Source organism: Streptomyces sp. NPDC002057, from assembly GCF_040296665.1.
Lineage (GTDB): Bacteria > Actinomycetota > Actinomycetes > Streptomycetales > Streptomycetaceae > Streptomyces.
Map to the genome: position 1 here is coordinate 1 of NZ_JBEOXR010000082.1, position 18,530 is coordinate 18,530.

At 69.3% G+C, this 18,530-nt stretch carries 17 protein-coding genes and 1 pseudogene; 11 read left to right on the forward strand and 7 right to left on the reverse strand.

Annotated features, from left to right (window positions below):
• Positions 1–214 precede the first annotated feature (214 nt).
• A complete protein-coding gene (locus tag ABT129_RS36105; RefSeq protein ID WP_351910161.1) occupies positions 215–1,366 on the forward strand; it encodes an SMI1/KNR4 family protein in 1,152 nt (383 codons plus the stop codon).
• A 175-nt stretch (positions 1,367–1,541) separates the two neighbouring features.
• Positions 1,542–1,961, forward strand: coding sequence for a DUF5958 family protein (locus ABT129_RS36110; protein ID WP_351910163.1), 420 nt, complete (start codon positions 1,542–1,544; stop codon positions 1,959–1,961).
• Between the two features lie 42 nt (positions 1,962–2,003).
• Here the strand turns inward: ABT129_RS36110 and ABT129_RS36115 are convergent.
• The 4 genes and pseudogenes from ABT129_RS36115 to ABT129_RS36130 all read right to left on the reverse strand — a co-directional run.
• Positions 2,004–2,384: pseudogene (locus tag ABT129_RS36115) on the reverse strand (alpha/beta fold hydrolase); the annotation flags it as partial.
• A 25-nt stretch (positions 2,385–2,409) separates the two neighbouring features.
• Positions 2,410–2,874, reverse strand: a complete 465-nt coding sequence (locus ABT129_RS36120; RefSeq protein WP_351910165.1) for a hypothetical protein — start codon at positions 2,872–2,874, stop codon at positions 2,410–2,412.
• The gene (locus ABT129_RS36125) at positions 2,871–4,121 is read right to left on the reverse strand and encodes an IS256 family transposase (protein ID WP_351910167.1); all 1,251 of its coding nucleotides are present in this window, start codon (positions 4,119–4,121) and stop codon (positions 2,871–2,873) included. The genes ABT129_RS36120 and ABT129_RS36125 overlap by 4 nt, the downstream gene beginning before the upstream one ends.
• A 309-nt stretch (positions 4,122–4,430) precedes the next feature.
• Positions 4,431–4,898 (reverse strand): winged helix DNA-binding protein, encoded by a 468-nt coding sequence (locus tag ABT129_RS36130; protein ID WP_351910169.1) that lies wholly within the window; start codon positions 4,896–4,898, stop codon positions 4,431–4,433.
• Positions 4,899–5,993: 1,095 nt separating this feature from the next.
• Between ABT129_RS36130 and ABT129_RS36135 the strand changes: the two genes are divergently transcribed.
• Together ABT129_RS36135 and ABT129_RS36140 are read left to right on the forward strand one after the other, a co-directional pair.
• Entirely contained in the window at positions 5,994–6,752 is a 759-nt protein-coding gene (locus ABT129_RS36135; RefSeq protein WP_351910171.1) for a hypothetical protein, read from the forward strand.
• Between the two features lie 346 nt (positions 6,753–7,098).
• Positions 7,099–7,641 carry a precorrin-3B C(17)-methyltransferase gene (locus ABT129_RS36140; RefSeq protein WP_351910173.1) on the forward strand — a complete coding sequence of 181 codons (543 nt, stop codon included), beginning with the start codon at positions 7,099–7,101 and terminating at the stop codon, positions 7,639–7,641.
• 243 nt (positions 7,642–7,884) lie between these two features.
• Here the strand turns inward: ABT129_RS36140 and ABT129_RS36145 are convergent, their stop codons facing one another.
• A complete protein-coding gene (locus ABT129_RS36145; protein ID WP_351910175.1) occupies positions 7,885–8,940 on the reverse strand; it encodes a PP2C family protein-serine/threonine phosphatase in 1,056 nt (351 codons plus the stop codon).
• Between the two features lie 629 nt (positions 8,941–9,569).
• Here ABT129_RS36145 and ABT129_RS36150 point away from each other — a divergent pair.
• The 4 genes from ABT129_RS36150 (at position 9,570) to ABT129_RS36165 (ending at position 13,985) form a co-directional block, all read left to right on the forward strand.
• Positions 9,570–10,988, forward strand: a complete 1,419-nt coding sequence (locus tag ABT129_RS36150; protein ID WP_351910177.1) for a serine/threonine-protein kinase — start codon at positions 9,570–9,572, stop codon at positions 10,986–10,988.
• 536 nt (positions 10,989–11,524) lie between these two features.
• A complete protein-coding gene (locus ABT129_RS36155) occupies positions 11,525–12,829 on the forward strand; it encodes a hypothetical protein (protein WP_351910179.1) in 1,305 nt (434 codons plus the stop codon).
• Between the two features lie 140 nt (positions 12,830–12,969).
• Positions 12,970–13,548 carry a hypothetical protein gene (locus tag ABT129_RS36160; RefSeq protein WP_351910181.1) on the forward strand — a complete coding sequence of 193 codons (579 nt, stop codon included), beginning with the start codon at positions 12,970–12,972 and terminating at the stop codon, positions 13,546–13,548.
• A gap of 155 nt (positions 13,549–13,703) precedes the next feature.
• A complete protein-coding gene (locus ABT129_RS36165) occupies positions 13,704–13,985 on the forward strand; it encodes a hypothetical protein (protein ID WP_351910183.1) in 282 nt (93 codons plus the stop codon).
• A gap of 234 nt (positions 13,986–14,219) precedes the next feature.
• Here ABT129_RS36165 and ABT129_RS36170 read toward each other — a convergent pair whose 3' ends face one another.
• Positions 14,220–14,624 carry an STAS domain-containing protein gene (locus ABT129_RS36170; RefSeq protein ID WP_351910185.1) on the reverse strand — a complete coding sequence of 135 codons (405 nt, stop codon included), beginning with the start codon at positions 14,622–14,624 and terminating at the stop codon, positions 14,220–14,222.
• 1,574 nt (positions 14,625–16,198) lie between these two features.
• Between ABT129_RS36170 and ABT129_RS36175 the strand changes: the two genes are divergently transcribed.
• Together ABT129_RS36175 and ABT129_RS36185 are read left to right on the forward strand one after the other, a co-directional pair.
• The gene (locus ABT129_RS36175) at positions 16,199–16,366 is read left to right on the forward strand and encodes a hypothetical protein (protein WP_351910187.1); all 168 of its coding nucleotides are present in this window, start codon (positions 16,199–16,201) and stop codon (positions 16,364–16,366) included.
• Positions 16,367–16,836: 470 nt separating this feature from the next.
• Positions 16,837–17,085: a hypothetical protein gene (locus ABT129_RS36185; protein ID WP_351910209.1), complete on the forward strand. Its 249-nt coding sequence runs from the start codon at positions 16,837–16,839 to the stop codon at positions 17,083–17,085.
• Here ABT129_RS36185 and ABT129_RS36190 read toward each other — a convergent pair.
• Positions 17,072–17,902, reverse strand: a complete 831-nt coding sequence (locus ABT129_RS36190; RefSeq protein WP_351910191.1) for an oxidoreductase — start codon at positions 17,900–17,902, stop codon at positions 17,072–17,074. The genes ABT129_RS36185 and ABT129_RS36190 overlap by 14 nt on opposite strands.
• Before the next feature lie 101 nt (positions 17,903–18,003).
• Between ABT129_RS36190 and ABT129_RS36195 the strand changes: the two genes are divergently transcribed.
• On the forward strand, positions 18,004–18,456 hold the full coding sequence (locus ABT129_RS36195; RefSeq protein WP_351910193.1) for a MerR family transcriptional regulator: 453 nt from the start codon (positions 18,004–18,006) through the stop codon (positions 18,454–18,456).
• Positions 18,457–18,530: the final 74 nt, after the last annotated feature.

The window sequence follows — 18,530 nt, forward strand, 5'->3', positions numbered from 1 at the left end:
GGTCCCGGGCCGGAGGTACGCGAACGGGCCCACGGAGGCGCTGTCGCCGATCACGGCGGAGTCGGCGGGCAGACCGGCCGGATGCGGATCAACGAGCCTCATCGATTTGCCGGGACAGGAGTCGCCCTCGATGCGGCCCTGTTGAACGGAGGAACGGCGGGCATGTCCGGTGAGCGTGATCGAACTGTCAGTGCCTGTCTCTAGGGTCAGCCCTATGACAACAGACCTGGTCCAGGACTCATGGAACCGCATCGACGCGTGGCTGCGCGAGCACGCGCCTCGCACTTTCGCCACGCTTCGACCGCCAGCGGAAAATGAGGAGATCGCGGCAGCGCAAGAGGAACTGGGTGTCGTCTTTCCCCCGGATCTGGTTGCTTCACTGCTGCGGCACAACGGTGCGGTGGACGGGGTGGATGCCTTCCGGTTCAGCACGGACGACCGGCTGCTCGGAGTGAGCGGGATCGTCGAAGAAACCCAGGTCATGCGCGGCTTCGCCCAAGGCCTTGCCGAGGAGGAGGCCGAGGACTACTGGCATCGTGGCTACGTGAAGTTCGGTTCCTATGGGGCGACTTCGGATGGTCTCATGGTCGATTGCCGCACCGGACGGGACTCCTTCGGCGCGATCGGACGGTTCTTCGACGAGACCGGCACCAGCTTCGGTCGGGCCGACTCGCTGGGTGAGTGTCTGGCAGAGCTGGCCGGCCGGCTGGAGCGCGGGCAGGAGGGTGGTGTCGTGACATTCAACGGCCGGCTGTTCTGGGAGACGGCCATGTCTGCCCGCCCGGAGTGGGGCAGTGCCGACGATCCCCTTCCCGCACCGGATGAGCAGCTGCCGGAACTGGACCTTTCCTGCAGCCCCACCGACCTCCTCCACGCGAGCTACCTGGACGAATTCGAGGAACTCGGCGCGCTGCTCGCGGTCCTGCCGCGTGAGCGGGTGGCAGAGGCTGCGCGGAAGCAGCTGCGCAGACTGGCGGTCGAAACGGGCCTGATCAAGTACCCCGAGGTCGAGTCGGCCCTGGACGCGTCGGAGCGCGGTGAAGCCCCACCACGGCCGGACCAGACCGACCCTCTGGCCCTGCGACTGCGCGCGGTGCTTGTGCAGGCGAACACCCACCGAGACGTCACTCGCAGGTGGGCCGCGGAGAAGATGGCACACGGCATCTGGGGATCCCCTTACAGGTCCGTGTACGAGAGCGCGGGGGTCCGCAGCCGCCTCTCTGGCGACTGGCGTGCGGATCTCCATGCGGACCTGGGTACTCCGCCGCTGCCACCGATACCTGACGATCGGTTCTGGGGGGCCTTGCGCAACTCCGCCATCGACTCCAGCTGGTACGCATCTCAGTACCCCCAAGATCAGGACTGACCCTAGGGGCGGCGGTCCCGCGTGAGCGCTTCATGTGGCGGACGTCGCCAGGAGGAGCGCTCCCTCACAGTGATGAATGAGGAAGCGAGACGAGCATCTGAGGAACGAAGCAGGAAGAGTCGCGCCGCCCGTCTCAGGCTCGTTCACGACCGAGGCACTGTGGAATGATCGGCCGATGTGGGGGACCAGCAGTGAGGATGGGCGAGCGCTTCGGCGTGAAGCCGAGCGAGTCGTCAACGAGGTCGCGCAAGAGCTCCGGACCTTGGACGAGGGAACATCCTGGTTCTCCGCCCTTTCCCCGGTTGGACGGCAGGCTGTACTGCAGGAAGCCGCCGGCTACGCGATGCAGGCGCACATCACGGCGGCAGACGGGCGTGAAGGAGTTGTCCGGTCCGGCGTGAAGCCCACGGCGAACCCCTCGGTGATGATCTGCATGGACCCACCTCGCTACGGGTTCGCAGGGCTCCCGGCCGACGAACACGTCACAGCGTTCCGTGTACTCGTCTCGGCGTTCTCCGTCGCCGACACTCGCCGCAGGCAGACCCACTGCAAAGGTACGTGCGGACACTCATGGCACAACATGCCTCCCTGGTGAGTACCGGACCGGAGCACCGTGGATGGGTGTGCCCCGGCTCGCTCAGCTGTGAACGGGGAGTGGGAGGGCGAAGCGGCGGACGACATCGGTGAAGCCATCCGGATCGTCGACGTTCGCCAGATGTCTTGCCCACGGGATCAGTTCGATGCGGGCGTGCGGATGCGCGTGGACGAAGTCCATCTCGCCGGGACGGAAGACGGTGTCCTTCCCCCCGTTGAGGATGAGCACGGGAGCCGCCCCATGACGCATGGCATCCGCGTCAAATCGGCCCAGCACCTCGCCCCAGGCGGCCGGCAGTGTGTGGAAGGCGTAGGCCCACCTGTACGGCGTCGCCCACGGACCACGAGTTGAGGCGCTGACCCCCGCAAGGACCAGCCCCCGCAGCTGCTCAGGGCAGCGCCGCGCAACAACTCCAGAGTAATAGTGAAGAGTTGTGGGTGAGCTGATTTCACTCACTGTGGTGGGTGAGGCCGATCCTGGCGGTGTTGCGGATCCGATTGGTGCGGCCGGCTTCGGCGAGGAGCTTGACGGCCTCGGTGTTCGTCCCGGTGGCCGTCTTGAGTTGGAGCCAGTTGGATGACGCGAGCAGGTCGTCTGGCTGCCAGGGCAGCTTGAGCGTGACGGCGCGGAAGATCGACCACGTCCCCAGGCGCTGGGTCAGGAAGGGGCGATCGATCGTGGCCTGGGTCATCGTCTGCGCCCACCCCTCGTAGGCAGGGCCGAGACAGAGGCCGGCGGCTCGATGGTCCAGGTGCCGCAGCACGGCGGACTGGGCCATTGTCTGGTCCGGATCAGCGAGGACGCGGCTGACCAGGTCGACCTCGTCCGCGTCGGCGACCTGCTGCAGCTCGTCGAGGTAGGCCGCGAAGCGAACGTGCTCGTCCGGGTTCTGCAGGATGTCGTGAAGGTTCATGCCACCGCCTTGGACCGCTCGACCAGGATGCCGTTTTCGAACCGTGCACCGGTACGGACCAGGGACGCCAGGTGGGCGCCGGTGATCGCGCGCCATCGTGCCTGAGCGGACTCGACGAGCTTGAACACCATTGCGAGCGCGGCCGCCGGGCTGCCCGCGCCGCGGGTGACCTTGGTGCGGAACTTGACCGTGGAGAACGTCGACTCGATGGGGTTGGTGGTCCGAAGGTGGATCCAGTGCTCGGCCGGGAAGTCGTAGAACGCGAGCAGTTCGTCCCGGTCTTCGGTGATCTTCGCGACGGCCTTCGGGAACTTCGCCCCGTAGGTTTTCGCGAACGCGTCGATCGCCTTCTCGGCGTGGGCACGGTCCTCGGCGTTGTAGATCTCCTGCATCGCCTTCGTCGCGCCGGGCTGCGCGGACTTGGGCAGGCAGTTGGTGACGTTGCGGGCTTTGTGAACCCAGCACCTTTGCGGCCTGGCTGCCGGGAACACCTCGGCAAGTGCCCGCCAAAGGCCCATGGCGCCGTCGCCGATGACCAGCTCGGGGTCGCGCATGCCTCGTCGGCGGCAGTCGCGCAGCAGGTCGGCCCACGACTCGGTGGACTCGCGCAGGCCCTCGGCCAGGGCGATCAGCTCCTTCGTGCCGTCCAGCCGGACCCCGAGCAGGACCAGGATGCACGAGTGGGCCTGGCCGAGCCGGATCTTGGGGTGCACGCCGTCCGCCCACACGTAGACGAAGTCCCGGTCGGACAGGTCCCGGTTCTGGAATGCGGCGTGGTCATCGCTCCACTGCCTGGTCAGCCGTGTCACGGTCGCGGCCGACAGGCCGGCCGTGCCGCCGATGAACTGCTCCAGCGCCGGGACGAAATCGCCGGACGACAGGCCGTGCAGGTAGAGCAGCGGCAGCACCTCAGAGATCTTCGGGGATTTGCGGCACCACGGCGGAAGGATCTTCGAGGAGAACCGCTTGCGCCCGCCGGTCTCGTCGTCGGCGCGGCGGTCGTTGATCCGCGGGGCCTTGACCTCGACCGGTCCGGCGGCGGCGACCACTGTCCGGGGCCGGTGGTGGCCGTAGCGGACCACCAGGCGCCGCCCGTGCTCGTCGGTCTCGGCCGCCAACTCGGCTATGTACTGATTGACTTCCGCTTCCAGTGCGGCGGCCAGCATCCTGCTGGCGCCTTCCCGCACTATCTCGTCGATCAAGGAGCCGGACTGGGTGGAGCCGTTGTCGGTGACTACGCTGAGCACGGGCGTGCCTTCCCGACCCGTGCTGCAACGCGGGCGTACTCGGAGACCTTACGGATCATTCGGGAAGGTATGCCCTCCGCATGCCCTCCTGGAACCGATCCACAAGTCCTGAGCATTGCTCCGAACTCCAGCGAGGCGTATCCGCCGAGGAAGTGCCTGTGGTGGTGTCGCAGTGTTACGACGCGTCGCTCGGGTGCCATGCCTGGCGGTGCATCACGGTCCCCCTGTCAGGGTGCGACGGGTCCACAACGCCGATCGATCTGCCCCGACCCCACCAGAGGCCGGGCCTTCTACCCGGCCCTCGGTCGGTCAGGCGGCCGTCCCGCCGGCGTTGCGAATCAGCTGCTGGAGCACCTTCAGAGTGGTGACGTAGTCCGCGTCGTCAATGCCTCGGTGGAGGGTGGCGCGGATCGCGGGGGCGTTGCGTGCGAGGTCGACGCGGGCCTGCTCTCCCTCCTTGGTGAGCCACAGCCGGTCCTCGGCGTCGCGGACCAGCCAACCACGCCCGAGGAGGACCTCGGCCTCGGCCGCCAGGTCATCTTCGGGACGTATGTAGGAGGCCATGGCTGCCTGTAGCTCGGGGAGGGTCTTCCCCTTCCCATCGGGCGAGATGTCGTTCTCCGACAGGTTGCGCAGCAGCCAGAACTGGGGCTGGGTGTAACCCTTTTCGGCCTGCTGGGCCCGGGTGTACGCGATGAGTGCCTCGTAGGCGACACCGGTCCAGTACGCAGCGGGCTGGCCGGCGAGTTCCGCGTCGGAGAGCTGCTGGGACGTCATGGAATTTCCCCTCCTCGTACTTCATTCTCTGAGCCTGCAGCTATGCAGGTCATGCACCGAACCGTATGACCTCAAGTGCGGTTGAGAGCAAGCGGATGGTCCTCCGGACGCCGTCGGAACGGAACGCCGCAAGATCCCGCCTGGCCCCGAGCGTGAGACGTTGATGAGGTCTGTGAAGCAGTCCTGAGGTGGCTCGTAGCGATCTGACGGCCAACCGTGGGATTTCCTCGAAGTGGGCAGTATGCGGGCGACCTTGCACCTGGTCTTCCGTCGCTGATGGATCCGCGAAATCCGGTCTGCGTCCTCGCCGGACGGCACCGGGCCATTCGTCGCCTGAGCGGGGACTGTCCCATGGGACAGTCGGCGTCCGCCTACGGCCACCGGCGGCGCGAGCGCCGCTGGGGTTGCAAGGCGCCAGTCGTGTACGTGTACGACATGGGCCAACTGCTGCGGGTTCTTGGGCGGGAGGACGATGAGCGCGGTATCCGAGCTGCCGCGAGAACGATGAGCGCGGTATCCGCGCCTGGGTCAACCGACGTCCACGTGGGATCCCTGAATATTCTGGGCCGACGCGCCCGGTTCGGTCACCGAATGGCCCACAGCGTCGGCTATTTCAGTTCCCGGTCGCGGAACCGGTGCCGACCGAGGCGACAGAGGCAAACACCGGCCGAGGCCTTCCGGGCTACCCGGCCCCTTGAGCCCCCTCCCTCTCAACCATGAACGATTGCCTGCCTCGACCTCACTTCACCCCCTTCCCATGGCGTGGAAACGCCCTGAACTGCGCCTTCATCGCTCAAGAAAGTTTCTGTCGAGGCGACATGCGCTCGTGTCGCAGCCGTGCGGCAGTGTTCTCGATCGGTCAACGCGGTCTCGCTCGCCGAACAAGATCTGCTCGTCCAGGGCGATTTAGCAGGCACGGAGTGGTGAGCGGGAAGCTGGTGCGCACGGTCTTCGCAAGGCTATGTCGCGTGTCCGCTTGGACAAGAAATCTCCTCAGGAGCGCCATTACGGCATGCCGAACTCTCACCGGCCGCTCTTGAGGCAAGTAGCATCCGGCAGCAATACCCATCCCCCCGATGAGGAGCGTGGACTGTCGTGGCCAACGAGCCGGTAAATCCCTCGATCCAGACCAAGTACGCGGAGCAGCTTGCCGCCGACCTCGCCACCAACCAATCACAGCAGGCCGAACTCTCTGTTCGTCTGAGCCAGCTCCAGGAGGAGGAGAAGTGGCTCATCACCACGCTGCAGTCCCTGCCGACCGTCGGCGGTGGTAAGCCGGTGAGCAACACGGTCCCGGCGGGCGCGGGTGCTCCGGAGACGGCCGTACCGCAGCCGAGGGCGGCGAAGCCCGCGAGTACCGCGGCCCCGGCGAAGAGGACGCCGGCGAGGAAGGCCACCAAGGCCAAGCCCGCCGCCAAGAAGGCTCCCGTCGTCGAGACGTCGGCCAAGGAGGCTCCCGCCCCTGTGGCCCCGGTCGCTCAGCCGGTTGCGGTCGAGAAGGCTCCGGCTGCGAAGAAGACGGCCGTCAGGAAGACCGCGGCGGCTGCGACCAAGAAGAACGTGAAGTCCACGGGGCCGACGCTCGGGGAGCTCCTCAAGGTCCTGCTCTCGCAGCAGCCCGGTGAGCCGAAGAAGGTCAGTGAGATCAGCACCGAGCTGAAGGCCGCTCACCCCGAGCGCGCGACGTCGGATCAGGTCGTCCGCAACACCCTGGAAAGGCTGGTGGCGAAGGACGGACTGGACAAGGACACCCGACAGGGCATCGCGCTGTACAGCTGGCCCACTCCGCAGACCGCCGCCGTCACGGCCCAGGTGAAGGAAGAGCCCGCCGAGGTGGCCGCGTCCGCGGTCTGACGAGGAACGTACGGAACCGGGGGTGGAGCCCCCGACCTGTGTGGCTGCGGCCCCGACGCCCGGTTGGGCATCGGGGCCGCGGCCGCACAGGTCCGGCCGCGAAATGCCCGTACCACCGCGCGCGTCCCACAGGGAATCCGTGCCGCACACCCCAGGACACACACCGCGTCAGCCCAGCCCAGCACGGCACGGCACGGCACGGCACCCGACAGGTGGTCCGCCGGCGGCCCAAGTACCCACCCGCGCCGACCCGTCGCAGACGTGATCCCCGCATCACGAGAGGTCTCGTGCGCCCGCCCCACCGGGCGCTGCCCCTCGCCCAGGGCGTTCGGGCAGGATGAGCGCCATGCGCACCCATCAGCACCGTGCCACCGCCGCTGTCGGCCTCCTCCTGCTGGCCGCTCTCGCCGCCGGATGCGCCGACGCCGCCGACGATCCGAGAGCCGCCTCGTCACCGTCCGGAATGCCTGTCTGCCCCATGCCGAACGAGCCGCCGCTCGCGACACCGGTACCGTGCATCTCCTATGACCCCAACAAGCGGTACGCCGAAAACCACGGCTACCGGCGCGAGTTCGAGATAAGCGAGCAACAGCGCGCCGAGGCGGCGGGAAAGGCCGATGCCCTCCGCACCGCGCTCGCGAAGCTCGCGGGGAAGCCCGTCGACGTGGCGAAGGTGCGGGCAGCCGCCGCCCAGGCCCTTGGCCTCCGGTCGACCGACGTCGAGGTACGGGACGATGCCTTCGGGGCGCCGGCCAAGAGCATCACCGTCGGCGGCGGGCGCGGAAAGGTCTGTGTGAACGGCCACCTGGAGGAGAACGGCACGGCCACCGCCGAGGTCGTCGGGCGCACCATGGACGGCTCGTGCATCCCCAGCCCTGGTGGCCACTGACCTGGTTCCGACCGCGCCGCCGAGAAGAGCGGGATCGTATCGTCCACCGCGCACAGCAGAGGCAGGCCGGCCTTCGGCGTGGCATGGGTGCGCGCCGGGAGAACAGTCACGGGGCGTACGCCGAGAGGCGGCGGTGATGCTCAGAGGGTGCGCTTCGTCCGGCCTGGCTTGCGTCCTGGCCGGGGCGGGCTCAAGATCCGATGCCATGGCCGGTGGCCTGCGCGTGCCGTCCCGGTGAGCCGCTCACCGGGACGGGGCTACCCGGTCGTCCCACAGGCGCACCGCGAGGGCGGCGATGTCGTCGTCGAGGCGTCCTCTGGTGTAGCGGAGGAGGTCGCGGTGGAGCGTCGCGAGAAGGTCGCGGGGCGGCGTCAGGGGCTGTCGGCGCATCCAGGCCGCCAGCGGGAAGAACTCGCCGCTACGATCGCGCGCCTCGGCGATCCCGTCGGTGTAGAGGAGCAAGAGGTCACCGGGGGCGTAGTCGCAGGTGTCGACGTTGTAGTGATCACCCAGGAGGTCGGCGAGGCTGAGCAGGGGTGATGGGGTCTTCGATTCGAGGACACGGAGCGTCCGGTGGTTGAGGAGCAGCGGAGGCGGGTGTCCGCAGTTGAGGACGTCGATCCGCCCGCCGTCGTTCGGGATCTCGACGAGCAGCGCGGTGGCGAAGCGCTCCATCGTGCCTTCGGGGGGATAGGCGCCGTTGTAACGCGTGCAGCTGGCGTCGAGCCTGCGGGCGATGTGGACCATGTCGGACTCGCTGTAGGCGGCCTCGCGGAAGGCGTTGACGATGGCCGCGGCCGCTCCCACCGCCGGCAGGCCCTTGCCCCGTACGTCGCCGATGAGCAGTCTGATGCCGTAGGGCGTGTCGATCGCCTCGTAGAAGTCCCCTCCGATGCGGGCCTCCGCCGCGGCCGCGAGGTACAGCGACTCGATCTCGACGTTCCTGAAGCGGCGAGGCATCGGGCTGAGCACCACTTGCTGCGCCGCGTCGGCGACGAGCCGTACCTGAAGGAGGGTGCGCTCGCGCTTCAGCCGTACGTGGCTTCCGTAGGCGGCGGCCACGGTGACCGCGATGATCCCCGCGGCCGTCCACCACGTTCCCAGGTCGGGGAAGACGAGGCTGAGGCCGATCATCAGCAGCAGGCAGACCGTGCCGAGCAGGACGGTGGGCAGGACGGGCCACATGGAGGCGGCCAGGGCCGGTGCGGCGGGCAGGAGGCGGCTGAATGCCATTTCCGGCGGCGTGGAGTAGGCCAGACCGGCGATCACGACGGTCAGGATGACCGGCGACAGCCGCACAAGCGCCCCCTGGCCACGGCGCCGGCCAAGCCGTGGCCGTAGCCGGAGGCCTTGCCGTCCAGAGTCGATCACACCGGACAGGATATCCACACAAACGGAACATAGCGCTTCAGGGGATAGAACCGGCTACGGATGGAGGCGAAGGTCCGGGTGCGGCACTGTCGGCATGCGATCGAACCGGCGCGAGCTTCGGGATACGAATCCTCTGCGGAACCGACTTGAACTGCGTTCAGTACCCCACTGCCGCTGGCGTGACGGCGAGAGACGGTCCAGGGACAGCGGGGGGTATGTCACTGTCCGCACTCAGGCGGTGACCTGCGGGTGAACATGACGTACGAGCGGCTCGGGTCCTCGGCACGCGACGTGGGAGCCGTTCGGATCCTCGCCTCCCCCACCACCTCCGCGAGGCGCACGGGCAGGATCTGCCCCAGCGAATCGCCCGGTGTTCCCTTCCTTCGCCCTCTTTGACGTGGGGCCGACGACGGGTGGGTGCGGGCGGTCGCCGTGTGCCGCTGCACCCGTACGCGGGTGACGATGCGCCCGTACGGGGAGGAAGTCGACCGGCGCATCCCCCTCGGTCGCACGAGCAACCCCCGCCGCGTGGAAGGCAACCCGACTATAGTCCGTCCGTGAATGACGATCACGGACAACTCCTCGCGGGCCGCTACCGGTTGACGCACCTTCTCGGCCAGGGCGGTATGGGTGCCGTCTGGCGGGCGCACGATGAGCAGTTGGGGCGCGACATCGCCGTCAAGGAGTTGCGGCTGCCCGAGTATCTGGGGGATGCCGAGCGGAAGAACTGGATAGCCAGGCTCGACCGTGAGGCCAGAGCGGCCGCCCGGCTGAAGCATCCGGGGATCATCACCGTCCACGACCGGATAGCCGGACCTGACGGACGACCCTGGATCGTCATGGAGTTGGTGGACGGCGGTTCCCTGGCCGACCTCATCGACGCGCAGGGCGCGCTTCCGCCGCGGCAGGTGGCGGACATCGGTCTGCAGGTGGCCGCCGCACTCGGCGCCGCGCATCGGATGGGAATCACGCACCGTGACATCAAGCCCGCCAACATCCTTCTCGAAGAGGGCCGGGTCGTCCTGACTGACTTCGGGATCGCCGCCCTTGAGGGGGACGCCACCCTTACGGCCACCGGCATGATCATGGGGACGCCCGCGTTCATGGCTCCCGAGCAGGTTCGGGGTCTTCCCGCGACGGCCGAGTCGGATCTGTGGTCGCTGGGTGCGACGCTCTACGCCGCGGTGGAGGGACGTGCTCCGTTCGAAGGGACGGCTCCCAGTGCGGTCCTCGTCGCCGTCGCGACAGAGGAACCCGCGCCGGCCACACGGGCCGGGACCCTCGGCCCCGTGCTCGACGGACTGCTGCACAAGGATCCGGGCGCGCGCCTGGCCATGGAGGAGCTGCGAGCGCTCCTGACCCGGGCAGCTTCGGCGCCCTTCACTCCCTCGGTGGCCCCGCCCGCTCCCCCGGCGGTGCCCACCGCGCCGTCGTGGAGCCTGACCGCCCAGGACCTCGCCGCTCAGCCGACCGTCGGACCGGGGCCCGCCGCACCACCCGCTGCCGCATCCCGCCGGAGCAGCCCACGCCGCCGGGCCGTGCTGTCCGGTCTGGCGGTGCTGGTGGTCGCAGCGGTATCGGTGACCGGCTACGTCGTCTACACCAAGGCGGGCAACGGCCAGGACTACGAGGACAACCGGCGCGCGGCCGAGGCACTCACCGCCCCCTCCGGCTTCACCAGGGCCTCCGCGTCCCGCACCCCGGAGGACCGGGAGCGGGTGACGTACACGAAGGACGACGCGTGCGACGATCTGTGCGCCGACGAGCTCGACATGGTCGGTCAGTGGATGAGGCAGCTGCCGGGAACGGCCGCGGTCGGGGGTGTCGAGACCGCGCTGGACAAGTGCCTCAAGACGGAAGAGGGGTGCGTCATTCCGGTCACGTCGGCGTCGTCGTACAGCGAACCGACCTTGCGGCACGCCGTGTTTCGCGCGGCGGACGGCCGGCTGTCCTTCCTGGTCGACGTGGGCAGATAGGACGTCCAGAGGTGTCGCCTCGGAGCGATCGGCCGGACACGACCCAGCCCTGCTTCTCGCGGGCGGTGCCCGCCGTTTCGGGTGCGGTCCGTCGGTGGCGTGGGAGCAGGCCGGTGCTGCGGAGCACGACGGCGTCACGCCGTCAGCGCCCCGGATTTCCACTCCCGTGAAGTCAGACCATCCCCGCGGGCGCGGGGGCGACGGGACAGGCAGGATCCGCAGCCGCCCGTTCAGCGGACCATCCCCCCGCGCGGGGGCGACACCTGGGACGACGTGTACGCCACCCCCGAGCCCTGAGAAGGAAACAAGCCCCGGCCCGTGCAGCTCCAACAGAATTTGTGCCGGAGCCCGTTCTCGTGGACAAGGCCGCCCCCGGGATCTCCGCCGCGCCATGGCTGTACCATCTCGGTCTCGGTTTGGGGCAGTGCGGGGTGTGCGACCGGCTCCAACCGAGCAGGCACTTAGCGCAGTTGGCTTCGTCACCGTAGGGTCTGCTGCCGAGGGGGAGCCCCTCGCTCGGCGGGGGAAGGGGAACCATGGAGATCTATGCCCACTGGCTTGATGGTGAGCATCTGCGCGTGTCCGGGTGGGGTCCGCAGGACACGTCACTGGCCGTCATGCTGAAGATCCAGGCCCTGCTCGGGCACACGGTGGTGCTGAGCGACGTGCAGCTCATCGACAGCCATGCGGTACAGGTGCTGTTCGAGACGGAGGACTTCCGGTCCTTCGTGCGCGACTGCCCGTCGTTCCTGCGCTGCACCACCGCCGCTCCGGCGGGCAGCGACCCCTTCGCCCTGGTCACCACCGGCCTGCACCGCACCCTGGAGCCCGGCTGGCTCTCTTCTTCGTTCGACACGGCGGAGCCCCTGGTCAGGCTGTCCGAAGCCGTTCTGGAGCGCGGGGAGGCTAATCCCGGGCCGCTGTTCGCGCGGGGTACCGCGCTGGGCACACGGTACGAGGAGGGCGGGGCGGTCCGGCGCAGGCTGGAGGCCGTGGCCTGGACCCTGCATCACTTCTCCCGCGAGGCGGGAGTGCCGCTGGGCACGAGCGCCGTGACGCGCACCTGCTCGTACCGCGACGTGTTGGAGGAGGTGGCGGAGCTGTCCGGGCTCCCCGGCCACGACTACGCCCCGGTGGAACGCACCCTCGCCTATCTCGACGAGCACGTGGAGCCGTCGAACCGGCACCGTAGGGCCGTGCTCTTCGCCCAGCTGGACGCGACGGACCCGCCACACAGGACGGCGATGTGGAACACCGCGACGCAGGCCTGGAACGCAGCGGTACAGCGGACGTTGGGCACCGACGGGGCGTCCCCGCGGTCGCTCCCGGAAGCGGCCGACATCGGGCTCTACCTCGGGCGTCCGACGGACGCGCTCTTCGAGCCCGCCGGCCCCGGGGCCACCGCCCCCGCGGAACACGGGCTGGCCCCGGGCAACTTGGCGGCGGTCGCCGAACTGGGCTGGCAGGACATCGCGAAGATCCATCAGGACGAGGTCGTGACCCGTCGTCGCGACGCCTTCCAGGCGGCGCTGCGCGCCGGGGACGCGGCGGCGGCCGACGACGCCCTCCCCGCGCTGCTCCGGGCGGTCCGGCGGCAGCTGCCGGCTTCCGGAGAGCGGCCCGGGCGGCTCGCCTGGGCCGCGGCCGAGACCGGCCTCGGGCTCGCCGGCGCGGGGCTGGCTCTCGGCACCGGCGAGACCCTCGGTCTCGTGGGACCTGCGCTGGCGTTCGGCCTGGCGGCCGAGCGGCTGCTTCGGGGCGGCCGCAACCGGTCGCACATCGTCAACACGCTGATGACTGCGGGCGGAAGAGGGACCTGGGCCCGGCGCGGCGAAGCCTGACAGGGCGTTGGGTGCGGGCGGTCGAGCGGTCGGCGCCTCGGCGCTGATGCAGCCTCAGGCGCCGCTGAACCGGTGGGCACGGCCGCCGCGCTCCCACGAGAGGCAGGGACGTTGTCGGTGGCGGCCGGTACGTTGCGATCATGGGTGTCTATCTGGTGAGTGTCACCGCGCAGGACTGGTCACAACTCGGGGAGGACGGGTACGGGGACGTCGCCGCCGCCCTGAACACCGAGCTGGAGCGGCGCGGGCTGCCCCCTTACGAGCTGCGGCCGGGCGCAGAGGAGGCGCCGGGCTGGTTCGAGGAGAAGGCCACCCCGTCCATGGACGGCTTCGTGGCGCTGTGCAGGACGCGGCTGACCGATGCGGAGCTGTCGGCCCTCCTCGACTGGAGTGTGCTGGTGCCGTTCGCGTTGGAGGAGGAGATCGTGCTCCCCGTCGGCACCGCGTACTCCGGCGAGGAGACAGTGGTCGCCGGGGCCCCGCGTGTACTCGCGCTGGCCGAGCGGCTCGCCGACGCCGTCGAACTGCCCGTGGACGCGATACCGGCGGGCGGGAGTCTCACACTGAGCCTGTGGTTCCTGGAGGGCGGGGCGGACCGCGCCGCCCGGGCGCGGACAGGACCGTGGGCCGAGGACCGGGACGCGGCCTTCTACGTGGCTCTCTACCTGCGCGCCGCGCAGTACTCCATACGGCACGGCTGCCCCATGACCTACTCCTGAGCGACCACGGGGCCGAGGGCCAGGGGCCGTGTCCGCCGCCCGCCCGAAACCGTGCCCTACGGGAGCACCGCCACATTGCCTTGCTCACGAGAACCAGCGGAGGCATGCGCCCACCCGCGATCATGGGAGTTGCAGGCGGCAATCTACTGATTCCGATGCTCGTGCTGCTGTTCGGCGAGGACATCAGGACCGTCGGGAGCCTCTCCCTGCTGGTCTCCCTACGGATCATGCTGATCGCCTTCGCCCGCTGCAGCCGTGCCGGCACCTTCGCCGTCCTCGGCACGAACCTCCGCTTCACCGCCATCATGGCCGCCGGCTCCATCGCGGGCGCCCTGCTCGGCGGGCTCTTCCTCGGCATCTTCCCGGACATCGTCCTCATCCCGGGCTTGGCCGTGATCCTGTTCGTCTCCGCCGCAAGACTCGCCCGCCACCACTGACGCTCCGGGTCACGGCGGTGCTGCCGTAACCACCCCGACGGAGGGCATCACCGCAGATCAGGGTGGAGAGGGGCTCTACGCCTCTTGCGCTGCGTGTGAGGCGGGCCCGAGCCGGGTCTGGTCCTCGATTCACCGCGCCCGCCGTGCGACCCGCCCCCAGGACCCCCTGTGCCCGGGGCGCGGTGTCGCGTCCGCAGCGTCCACCGTCGCAGCCGCCGTCACTCCGGGCCGTCGTCACTCCGGGCCGTCGTCCAGGGCGATGTGGAAGAAGCTCAGGACTCCGGCCGCCTTCAGGAGCCGGCGGACCGGCCGGGGAAGTGGCCCCACGAGGATGAGGCGGCAGCGGTCGCGGGCTGCGAGGAGTTCGTTCACGAACGCGGAGTCGGCGAAGGTGACCCCCGTCAGCTCCAGCAGGACCCGCTCGGTCTGCGTCGTACAGACGCCGGTGATCGCTTCCCGGAAGCAGTCCACCGAGTCCGAGTCGAACTCTCCGTACGCGGACAGGACCACGGTCGCGGGGGACGCGGACGGCTCGTAACAGACCAGCGCCTCACCGTTCACCGCCCGCCACCCCGGCAGCCCCGACACCAGGACCAGACGCGGGCTCGGATCGTCCCACTGCGGCATGCGGTCGGTCATAGCTCTCACCCCTGGCCCTCGTGTCGCCAGCACGATCCCTCAACCTCCGTGTGCGCGCCCTGCCCTCCCCCATGCCGTCCCCGCCTGCTCGGGACACGGCAAAGGGAGGCCGCCGCCTGCGGAAGGGGGAAAGCCCGCAGGCGGCGACCACGAGTAAGAGCCGCTCACTCGTACAGCGGCTTCCCCGGCAACGACACCTCACACACGGCTCAGCCCGCTGGCCCTCTTCCAGGGCGCGGCCACGTCCGCAGCGCCCGCGGCGGGCGCCCCGGTCACCCTCGGCTGAGCGTCACCGCGATGACCTACGCCGCCGTATGCGGGCAGCACCGGAGCGACGACGTCGGCGTGCTCCTGAAGCTCGTCCTCGGCGGCGGAAGTGGCCGGGGGGGCAGGTCGGCCGGACCGGCCCCGTGCTCCTTCCAACAGCAACTGCCTCTGCTCCCGGGGGGCGCAACGGGTTCTCGTGGGACGTGCGCGTAGGACCGTAACTGCTACGGCGCTGGTGGCGGTGGCTCTCGGGGAGGCCGCGGCCTTCGCCGCGCCCGTCTTGGCGGGTGGCGTCGCCTGGGCGGACGTCGGGAGGGTGGTCCAGAAAGGTCGTCCTGTGAGGGTCCCGGCGGGCGAGGAGGGAGGGGTGACGCTGCGGTTCACGGCCTCGCTGCCCGCAGGGGTGCGGGGGCCTGTGACGGGGGCCGTGCGCCCGTCGACGAAGCTGAGGGAGAGTGCGGGAGGCTCGCCGGTGAGCAGTGATGCGGTCCGCTCCACCTGCTCGGTCAACGGCGTCTCATACAGCGCGTGCCGCTGGAACATGCCGTTCATGCACGACACCCAGGACGCGGATCCGCCGTCCCTCGACCTTCCGGCGGTGCCCGCCGCGCGCCCGCTGGCGTACACGGTCGCGGTGGTCGCCAACGTGACCGCGGTCGCGCTGGTCGACACCGAGGCCGCTGGTCGAGCTGAAGGACAACACAGGCGCGGTCGTCGCACGGGGAACGGTCGGAGTGGACTTCGCGCCCGGTACGCCGGCGCACTGGCGTCGCGCCGTTCACGCGCGGGACGCCGCCGGCGTGCTGTGGCGGTACGAGGGAGCGGGTGACATCACCAGGCCCTTCGCCCCGCGCAAGCGCGTCGCCGGCGGCTGGAACACCTACAACCTCATCTTCTGGCGGCCGCGCCTCGGCGCCATCAAACCGCTCCGGCCGTACGAGCGGCGCCCGCCCCACGACCTTGTCCCCGCGCCCCCGGCCACCCGAAAGGACGTGGGGGCCGGGGTCGTACGGGCCAACTGGAGGCGAGTCCCATCGCGGGTGGTTCGTTCACGACTTCCAGTTCTGGCTCAACTCCTGTGCTTGAGTCCTCACCCCGGGGTCGGACCACCTGGGGTCCCTCCCGCAGGGAAGGAGCTCGCCGACGGCGGTGCTTGACCTCTAACGGACTTGAGCTACGAGCGTGTCCTCATGACACGCTCAGCACAACGACGTACTGCGGTTCGGAACCGGATTGAGAGCACGGCAAGCTCTTGACGACCGTTGATTCCCCGGGCGCCGCTGGAGGATCTGCGGCCTCTCTTGGTCATGCTCGGGGAAGACGCGGCTGTGGTGGGATACGGCGACACCTACCTCCGCGCCGGCGCCGGGGATCCGGTCTCGCTGCTGGAGACCTCGGAGCCGTTCGCCGGCACCGAAGAGGTACTCGCCCTCCTCCGGTGGATGCGCGCGTTCAACCAGTCCCGCCCGGATTGATCCGGTCCGCCTCGTCGGGGTCAGTCCCCATGAGACGAGGACGTCGGCATACGACACCGTGACCGCCTGCGTACGCCGGGCCGCGCGCGAACTGCCCGGCGAGGTCCTTGACTGCTACGCCGGCCTCAGCCCGGCTGGCGAGGTATCCGCACATAGGTTGATTCCGCGCGCTCCCCGACAGGAGCATCTGGCGCGACCGCGCACAGGAGGCCTACGACCTTGTGGGAGCGCTGCCCGGCGACGACGGCCACGCTTGGCGCTCCGCAACGCTCGCGTGATCGTCCGGTGTTACGCACTCCAGGACCACCCCGACGATCCGTCGGATCCACACAGCATGGACTACGACGAGGGGGCGTTCGCCGAGAACGCCGCCTGGTGGTACCGGCACACCGGTCACAAGGTGTTGTTCTGGTCCTCCCGCACCCATACCTCCAAGGGGCGCAGCCTTGGTGGAGTCGCCCCTGCACTCCATGGGCGGTGACCATCTCCTGGACCTTCGCGCGGATCCCCCGCGCCCGGTCGCCGACCGGCTCGCCGGGACTACCGGAACCCGGGTCATCGGACCGCGCCACGACCCGGACAACGGCACCGCCCACCACATGACGAGAGGATCCCTGGCCGAGTGGTTCGACGTCCTTGTCCACGTGCGGCACGTGACGCCGGCCCGACCGCTCCGCGTCGAGTCCCCACCGAACCCGGAACGGTTCAGATGCCGGTAGAGAGTGCTACGTGGCGCCATTCGTCAAGTTCACGGCGCACCCTGTCCAGCTTCGCCTCGACACGCTCGATCGCGTCCGCGCCCAGCTGCAGACGCAACGGCGGTTCGGTGACCTCGGTGATGTCGACGATGGCCTTCGCGGCCTTCGCCGGATCTCCCGGCTGACGGCCGTCGTAGTTGGCCAGTGCCTCACGCACCGGCCCCGCACCGACGACGTAGTCCACGATGGAGGCCGGCTCGACCTGCATGCTCGTCGAGCTGTTGAGGAAGTCCGTGCGAAAGCCGCCCGGCTCCACGATCGTGACACGTACGCCCAGCGGGGCCAGCTCGCCGTGCAGCGCCTCGGAGACGCCCTCGAGGGCGAACTTCGACGCCCCGTACAAGCCCGCCGCCGGCGCCGTGGCGAAGCCGCCCACGGAGCCGATGTTCAGGACGTGTCCGGATCGCTGGGCGCGCAACGTCGGCAGGGTCGCCCGCAAAGTGTTGAGTACACCGAACACGTTGACGTCGAAGAGAGCGCGGGCGGCCCTGTCGGACGTTTCCTCGATCGCGCCCACGAGGCCGTAGCCGGCGTTGTTGACCACGACGTCGATCCGTCCGAACTCCGCCAGGCCGGCCTCTGCCGCGGCCCTCAACTGCTCGGGCTCGGTCACGTCCGCGTTGACCGCCAGCAAGCCCTCCGTCTTGCCCGGGTACGCCTGACGCACCGCCGCCGCATCCCGCGCTGTCGCGATCACACTGTGTCCGCGCTCCAGCGCCTCGCGAGTGATCTCCGCGCCGAGCCCACGCGATGCACCTGTGACAAACCAAACGCTCATACTCTCCCCCTGTTCCGATCGCCTGACCGGCCGACTTGCTGACGGCTCGACACTAGAAGCTAGAGTCGGGTCTAGATCAAGAACTGCGTTACGGAGCGGTCATGGACCTGAGCATCGGTGAAGTAGCGAAACGCAGCGGGCTCAGCGTCCACGCACTGCGGTTCTACGAGCGGGAGGGCCTGTTCGCCAACCCTGTGCGCCGCCTGTCCAACGGCCGCCGGATCTATCACGAGGAAGACCTGGAGTGGCTGGCGATCTGCACGAAACTGCGCTCCTCCGGCATGTCACTGGCGACGATCCGGCAGTACATCGAGCTGGCCCGCCAAGGTCCGGGCAACGAACACGAGCGACTTGAACTGCTGCGCCGGCACGAAAACCACGTGGAGGCGCAGATCCAGGAACTGCACGAGACCTTGAATGTGATGCGCCACAAGGTGCGGATCTACGAAGATCACCTCGCACGCGGCGAGGCCGACCGACTCTGGAATCCGTCGCACGCGGAGACCGCACAAGCCGGAACTCACCAGGATCACTGCGCCTCAGGGAGAGCATGATCCCCCGGTTACGACTTGTGCGAGGGCGGCCGCTACGCCTACCGCTCCTCCACGCCCTGTGCCCGGTCCGCTGG